This window comes from Mesorhizobium sp. M7A.F.Ca.CA.002.04.1.1, from assembly GCF_004022805.1.
Lineage (GTDB): Bacteria > Pseudomonadota > Alphaproteobacteria > Rhizobiales > Rhizobiaceae > Mesorhizobium > Mesorhizobium ciceri.
This window is the reverse complement of the sequence record NZ_RZPL01000306.1, coordinates 1-6,310: the sequence shown is the minus strand read 5'-3', so window position 1 is coordinate 6,310 and position 6,310 is coordinate 1. Positions and strand designations below refer to the sequence as shown.

At 64.5% G+C, this 6,310-nt stretch carries 4 protein-coding genes and 2 pseudogenes; 3 read left to right on the top strand and 3 right to left on the bottom strand.

Going from position 1 to position 6,310, the window contains the following annotated elements:
• Together ENZ75_RS35140 and ENZ75_RS17110 are read right to left on the bottom strand one after the other, a co-directional pair.
• Positions 1 to 171, bottom strand: a pseudogene (locus ENZ75_RS35140) (cysteine biosynthesis protein CysZ); the annotation flags it as partial.
• Positions 172 to 261: 90 nt separating this feature from the next.
• Positions 262 to 1,194, bottom strand: a complete 933-nt coding sequence (locus ENZ75_RS17110) for an EamA family transporter (protein ID WP_050580561.1) — start codon at positions 1,192 to 1,194, stop codon at positions 262 to 264.
• Between the two features lie 230 nt (positions 1,195 to 1,424).
• On the opposite strand from ENZ75_RS17110, the gene ENZ75_RS17105 reads away from it, so the two are divergent.
• Positions 1,425 to 2,417 carry an adenosine kinase gene (locus ENZ75_RS17105; protein ID WP_013528052.1) on the top strand — a complete coding sequence of 331 codons (993 nt, stop codon included), beginning with the start codon at positions 1,425 to 1,427 and terminating at the stop codon, positions 2,415 to 2,417.
• Between the two features lie 239 nt (positions 2,418 to 2,656).
• Positions 2,657 to 3,358 (top strand): antitoxin Xre/MbcA/ParS toxin-binding domain-containing protein, encoded by a 702-nt coding sequence (locus ENZ75_RS17100; RefSeq protein ID WP_063169907.1) that lies wholly within the window; start codon positions 2,657 to 2,659, stop codon positions 3,356 to 3,358.
• 33 nt (positions 3,359 to 3,391) lie between these two features.
• On the opposite strand, the gene ENZ75_RS17095 is transcribed toward ENZ75_RS17100, so the two are convergent.
• Positions 3,392 to 5,671 (bottom strand): NADP-dependent malic enzyme, encoded by a 2,280-nt coding sequence (locus ENZ75_RS17095; RefSeq protein ID WP_024501796.1) that lies wholly within the window; start codon positions 5,669 to 5,671, stop codon positions 3,392 to 3,394.
• Between the two features lie 213 nt (positions 5,672 to 5,884).
• Here ENZ75_RS17095 and ENZ75_RS17090 point away from each other — a divergent pair.
• Positions 5,885 to 6,310 (top strand): annotated as a pseudogene (locus ENZ75_RS17090) (DNA mismatch repair protein MutS); the annotation flags it as partial.

Below are 6,310 nucleotides of genomic sequence, written 5' to 3'. Positions count from 1 at the left end.
GGGCAACAGCGTCTGCAGCCACGGCAGCGCCAGCCACTCGACGAGGCTGGTCAGGCCGAACCACAGAGCCACCAGTGCCAGCACGGTCAAGCCCAGCGTCTTGACGAACACGGCCCGGAAGGGAGGCGAAATCAGCTCGAGGGCCGCAGCGCGGGCAGCGTCGAAAATCACCTTGTCACACCCCCGGTTAGCGGACGCCGCCTAAAAGGCGGATGCTTCCGAGATAGGCAGCGCAGGCCATGAGCACAAGCGGGCTGGCGTTTACCGCGCAAACGCCGGCTTTCGAACCGGGATGGTCATGGCAGCGACCCCGGCCACGACAAAACCCATGCCCAGCCATGCCGTCGAACCAAGACTTTCGCCGAGGAAGAGAGCGCCGATGCCGACGCCGATCGGCACGCGCAGATAGGCCTGCGAGGTGGTGCCGACCGAACCCAGCGTGTGGATGAGGCGGAAATAGATAACGAAGGCCAGCGCGGTGGAAAAGACCGACAGGCCGAGCAGGGCCAGGATCGACGCGGTCGATGGCGCCAGCGTCCACGGCTGGTCGAACACCAGACTGAGCGGCACGAGGATGACGGCGCCGCACAGCATGGAACCGGCGGCCGGTAGCATTGGGTCGAGGCCCTTGAAACCGCGGCCGAAAATGGCGGCCCCGGCATAGCAGACCGTCGCGGCGACGATTGCCAATTGCGCCCACAATTCATGACCGAGGCCACCCAGCGCCTGCGTGCCGATAATGAGGCAGATGCCGGCAATGCCGGCGCCCACACCGATCAGTTTGCGCAAGGTGACCGGCTCGTGGCGGGTGATGAGCGCGGTCAAGAGGAAGGTGAAGATCGGTGAGGTCGCGTTGAGGATGGTGGCGAGGCCGGCATCGACCGAGCGTTCGGCCGCGGCGATCAGGGTGAACGGAATAACGCTGTTGAGGCAGGCCTGGAAGGCGAAGCGGCGCCAGCTTGCAGCATCGCCCGGCAAGGCGAGCCCGCGCCAGCGGATGATGGCCAACAGGATGCCGCCGGCGATCAGGGTGCGGGCGGCAATGAAGGTGACCGGCGGGATGGTTTCGACGCCGATCTTGATGAAGGTGTAGGAGGCGCCCCAGAGCACTGCCAGCACGACGAGCAGTACCAGGTCGGTGGTCAGATCGTTTTTTGCAGGCTCGTTCTTCGTCGACATGCTTTTTGTAGACATTGGGGGCTGGCTCGCCTTCGAAGCGGGATCGTCTGATCCAGGCTTATAGGCGGTGCGGCGATGAAATGCTTCGGCCACGGTCGAATTGTCATAGCGCCTCGCGGCTGATGCCCCTTTGCCTGTTCCGCCAAAGTTGCGTGTCACGCCCTAGGCAAACCGGTTTCAAATCGCTAGACCCGCGCCGGGCCGGCGTGGCAAGAAGCCGGCTCGGGTTTTTGGCGGAGATTTTGATGCCGGATTATGACGTGCTTTGCATCGGCAATGCCATTGTCGACATCATCGCCCAGTGCGACGAGGAATTCCTCGAGACCAACGGCATCATCAAGGGCGCGATGAACCTCATCGACACACAACGCGCCGAACTGCTCTACAGCCGCATGGGCCCGGCGATCGAGGCGTCCGGCGGCAGCGCCGGCAACACGGCGGCCGGCGTCGCCAGCTTCGGCGGCCGCGCCGCCTTCTTCGGCAAGGTCTCCAACGATGCGCTGGGCGAAATCTACGCCCACGACATCCATGCACAGGGCGTCGCCTTCGACACCACGCCGCTCAAGGGCGAGCCGCCGACGGCGCGGTCGATGATCTTCGTCACCCCTGACGGCGAGCGTTCGATGAACACCTATCTCGGCGCCTGCGTCGAGCTTGGGCCGGAGGATGTCGAGGCCGATAAGGCTTCTGGCGCCAAGGTCACCTATTTCGAAGGCTATCTGTGGGACCCGCCGCGCGCCAAGGAAGCGATCCGCCAGACGGCGAAGCTGGCGCACGCAGCAGGCCGCGAAGTGTCGATGACGCTGTCGGATTCGTTCTGCGTCGACCGCTACCGCGACGAATTCCTCGAGCTGATGCGTTCGGGCACGGTCGACATCGTCTTTGCCAACAGCCACGAGATCAAGTCGCTCTACCAGACATCGTCGTTCGACGAGGCGCTGGCCCAGATCCGCAAGGATTGCCGGATCGCCGCCGTCACCCGCTCGGAAAAAGGCTCGGTGATCGTGCGCGGCGACGAGACCGTGGTGATCAAGGCGACCGCCATCAAGGAACTGGTCGACACGACGGGCGCCGGCGATCTCTATGCCGCCGGCTTCCTGCATGGCTACACGCAAGGCCGCGACCTGCAGACTTGCGGCGACCTTGGCTCACTGGCAGCCGGATTGGTGATCCAGCAGATCGGCCCCAGGCCCCGGCAGAATCTGCGCCGCGAGGCTGAGCAGGCGGGATTGCTTTAACAACCGTCAAGCTGCCGCCCCTCACCGTCGCGCAGTTGTCATACATCGCACCTACACGCAATCTGGGCGTCCCGCGACTGACATTTCGGTGCGCCCTCAGTCAGTTGGGGTGTCAAGAAATGCTGGACAGCATGCTGTCGGGCGGCAGGATTCGTTGCCGCCGCGATTTCCGTTTTCCGCACTAGAAGTTCAACAATCGGCCGCAGCTGAGGGGGAGCGCGCGGCCAGAAGACAGATGCATGAACAGATTTCAAATCCAGGGCCTCAAGCAGGACGACTTCGCGGAGATGGTCGCGGAAGACGTCGAACGTGCACTTGCCCACTATGACGAGGCCATCAACAAGCCCACCATGGTCTCGGTCGGCAAGATCGCCGGCAGCATAGCGTCCGCCGTCACCTTGCTGTCACCGAAGCACCGGCGCGCCATCGACGCCATCCATGCCGACCTGCCCGGCCTGGCGTCGAAATTCGTGCGCGCGCTGGCGGCGGAAGCCGCGCGCCGCAGCGAAGCCGGTATTGCCGGCGTGACAAATCCGCCGACGACCCCGTTGGCCGATGTCGAGCCTCCTTCGCTGCCAAAGTCCGACGATCTCGAATCGATGCTGATCGAGGACTGGGCCGGCCGCGTCGCCGGTTCGACCTATCTGGAAGAGCATCTGCGCATCGCCCGCTCGACCCTGCACCGCTGGCAGCGGCGGGGTGAGGTCATCGCCTTGCGCAAGGGCGGCCGCAAACATGTCTTCCCGCTGGCGCAGTTCGTCGACGGCCGGCCGGTTGCAGGCATTCGCGACGTGCTATCCCTGATCACCAATCCGAGGCTCGCATGGCTGTGGCTGACGCGGCCCTCGGCGCAGCTCGACGGCCGCGTCCCGATCGACTTGCTGCGGCAGGATCAGGTGGACGAGGTCGTCGAGGCCGCGCGCGTATTCGCGCCGGGCTGAACGCCTCGCGGACTCACCGCTGAGGCCAGCCCCTCAAGTCCCCGCCGTGTACGCCGCGATCGCCGCCATGTTGACGATATCGCTGTCCTTGGCATTCAGCGACACGATCTGAACCGGCTTGTTCAGGCCGACCAGCAGCGGCCCGATCACCGTCGAGCCGCCGAGTTCCTGCAACATCTTGGTCGAAATCGAGGCCGAGTGGAACGCCGGCATGATCAGCACATTGGCCGGGCCGGTCAGGCGGATGAACGGATATTGCGCCATGGCGCGGGCGTTGAGGGCGACGTCGGCGGCCATTTCGCCGTCATATTCGAAATCGACGCGGCGCTTGTCGAGGATGCGCACGGCTTCCTGGACGCGCTCGGAGCGTTCGCCCTGCGGATGGCCAAAGGTGGAATAGGCGAGCATGGCGAGCCTCGGCTCATAACCCATGCGGCGGGCAAAGCCTGCCGCCTCCTCGGCGATGTCGGCGATCTGCTCGGCGTTCGGCATATCGTGCACGGCGGTGTCGGCGACCAGCACGGTCTTGCCCCGCGCCAGCACGATCGAGACGCCGATGACGCGGTGGCCGGGCTTGGCATCGATGACGCGGCGGATGTCGTCGAGCGCGGTCGAATAGTTGCGGGTGACGCCGGTGACGATGCCGTCGGCGTCACCCAGCGCCACCATGCAGGCGGCAAAGTGGTTGCGATCGTTGTTGATCAGCCGCTGGCAGTCGCGAAACAGGAAGCCTTTGCGCTGCATGCGCTCGTAGAGGTAGTCGGTGTAGATGCCGTTGCGGCGCGACAGCCTTGCATTGATGATCTCGATGCCTTGCTTGTTGAGATCGATGCCGGCGTGCTTGGCGTTTTCCTTGATGACGTCGTCGCGGCCGAGCAGGATGGCGGTGCCGAGCTTCTGGTTCACATAGGAGACGGCGGCGCGCATGACCTGTTCCTCCTCGCCCTCGGCGAAGACGATGCGCTTGGGCTGGCGGCGCACGCGGTCGTAGATGCGCTGCAGGGTCGAGGCGATCGGGTCGCGGCGGGCCGACAGTTCCTGCGCGTAACGGTCGAGGTCAAGGATCGGCTTGCGGGCGACGCCTGAATCCATCGCCGCCTTGGCGACCGCAATCGGAATGGCCGAGATCAGGCGCGGGTCGAACGGCACCGGGATGATGTAGTTGGGGCCGAATTTCGGCCGATTACCCTGATAGGCGGCGGCGACGTCGTCGGGCACGTCCTGGCGCGCCAGTGCCGCCAGCGCCTGGGCGGCGGCGATCTTCATGTCGTCATTGATGGTGGTTGCCCTGACATCCAGCGCGCCGCGGAAGATATAGGGGAAGCCGAGCACGTTGTTGACCTGGTTCGGATAGTCCGAACGGCCGGTGGCCATGATGGCGTCGGTGCGGATCTCGGCCACTTCCTCCGGCGTGATTTCCGGATCGGGATTGGCCATGGCGAAGATGATCGGGTTCTTGGCCATCGACTGCACCATGGCGGTGGTCAGCGCGCCCTTGGCGGAGAGGCCGAGGAAGACGTCGGCGCCGTCGAGCGCCTCGGCGAGGCTGCGCGCCTCGGTCTTCACCGCATGCGCCGACTTCCACTGGTTCATGCCTTCGGTGCGGCCCTGGAAAACCACGCCCTTGGTGTCGCATAGGATGATGTTTTCCGGCGAAAAGCCCATCGCCTTCATCAGCTCGATGCAGGCGATGCCGGCGGCGCCGGCGCCGTTGCAGACCATTTTCGTGGTCTTCATGTCACGGCCGGTGATCTCCAGCGCGTTGATCAGGCCGGCGGCGGAGATGATCGCGGTGCCGTGCTGGTCGTCATGGAAGACCGGGATGTCCATCAATTCGCGCAGCCGCTGCTCGATGATGAAGCATTCCGGCGCCTTGATGTCCTCGAGATTGATGCCGCCGAAGGAGGGCCCGAGGAAACGCACGCAGTTGATGAACTCGTCGGCGTCCTCGGTGTCGACCTCGAGGTCGATGGAATCGACATCGGCGAAGCGCTTGAACAGCACCGCCTTGCCCTCCATCACCGGCTTGGAGGCCAGCGCGCCGAGATTGCCGAGACCGAGAATGGCTGTGCCGTTGGAGATGACTGCGACCATATTGCCGCGCGTCGTGTAGTCGAAGGCGCGCGAGGGGTCTTCGGCGATGGCCAGGACCGGAACCGCGACACCAGGCGAATAGGCGAGGCTGAGGTCGCGCTGCGTCGCCATCGGCTTGGTGGCGACGACCTCCAGCTTGCCCGGCCGACCCATGGCGTGGAATTCGAGCGCTTCCTGCGCACTGACGGACGGACCGCTGTTCTCGGTTTTCCTGGCCATGATGTACTTGATTTCCTCACCGGTGCAGCACCTCGTTGAAGCGGGTGCTTTGTGTCGGACCGAATTAAGACCACGCGCCGCCGCGTGTAAACTGCCAGCGTGCGGAATCGCGGTTGGTACGCGCGATTGCGGGCATCCTGCCGTCCCGGTCGTCCCCTGTTTTTCGAAGCCCCGGCATTAAACCGCGCGATCACATCTGCTAGCGTGCGGCGCATGAACATGCACAGCCCGAACGAGCCAGACGCCCCCGAGGCGATGACGCCGGTGCCGACCGCCCACGCCGGCGCCACGCCGATGATCGAGCAATTCATCGAGATCAAGGCGGCAAACCCGGATTCGCTGCTGTTCTATCGCATGGGCGATTTCTACGAACTGTTCTTCGACGATGCCGAGAAGGCAAGCCGGGCGCTGGGCATCGTCTTGACCAAGCGCGGCAAGTATCAAGGGCTCGACATTCCGATGTGCGGTGTGCCGGTGCATGCTGCTGACGACTATCTGCAGAAGCTGATCGGCCAGGGTTTCCGCGTTGCCGTCTGCGAACAGATCGAGGATCCGGCCGAGGCGAAGAAACGCGGCGGCAAATCGGTGGTGCGCCGCGATGTGGTGCGGCTGGTGACACCAGGCACCATCACCGAGGAC

Bases quoted from the DNA above. Each gene is read 5' to 3' on its own strand.
- ENZ75_RS17095 (WP_024501796.1), bottom strand. From the start codon at position 5,671: ATGGCCAGGAAAACCGAGAACAGCGGTCCGTCCGTCAGTGCGCAGGAA.
- ENZ75_RS17100 (WP_063169907.1), top strand. From the start codon at position 2,657: ATGAACAGATTTCAAATCCAGGGCCTCAAGCAGGACGACTTCGCGGAG.
- ENZ75_RS17110 (WP_050580561.1), bottom strand. From the start codon at position 1,194: ATGTCTACAAAAAGCATGTCGACGAAGAACGAGCCTGCAAAAAACGAT.
- ENZ75_RS17105 (WP_013528052.1), top strand. From the start codon at position 1,425: ATGCCGGATTATGACGTGCTTTGCATCGGCAATGCCATTGTCGACATC.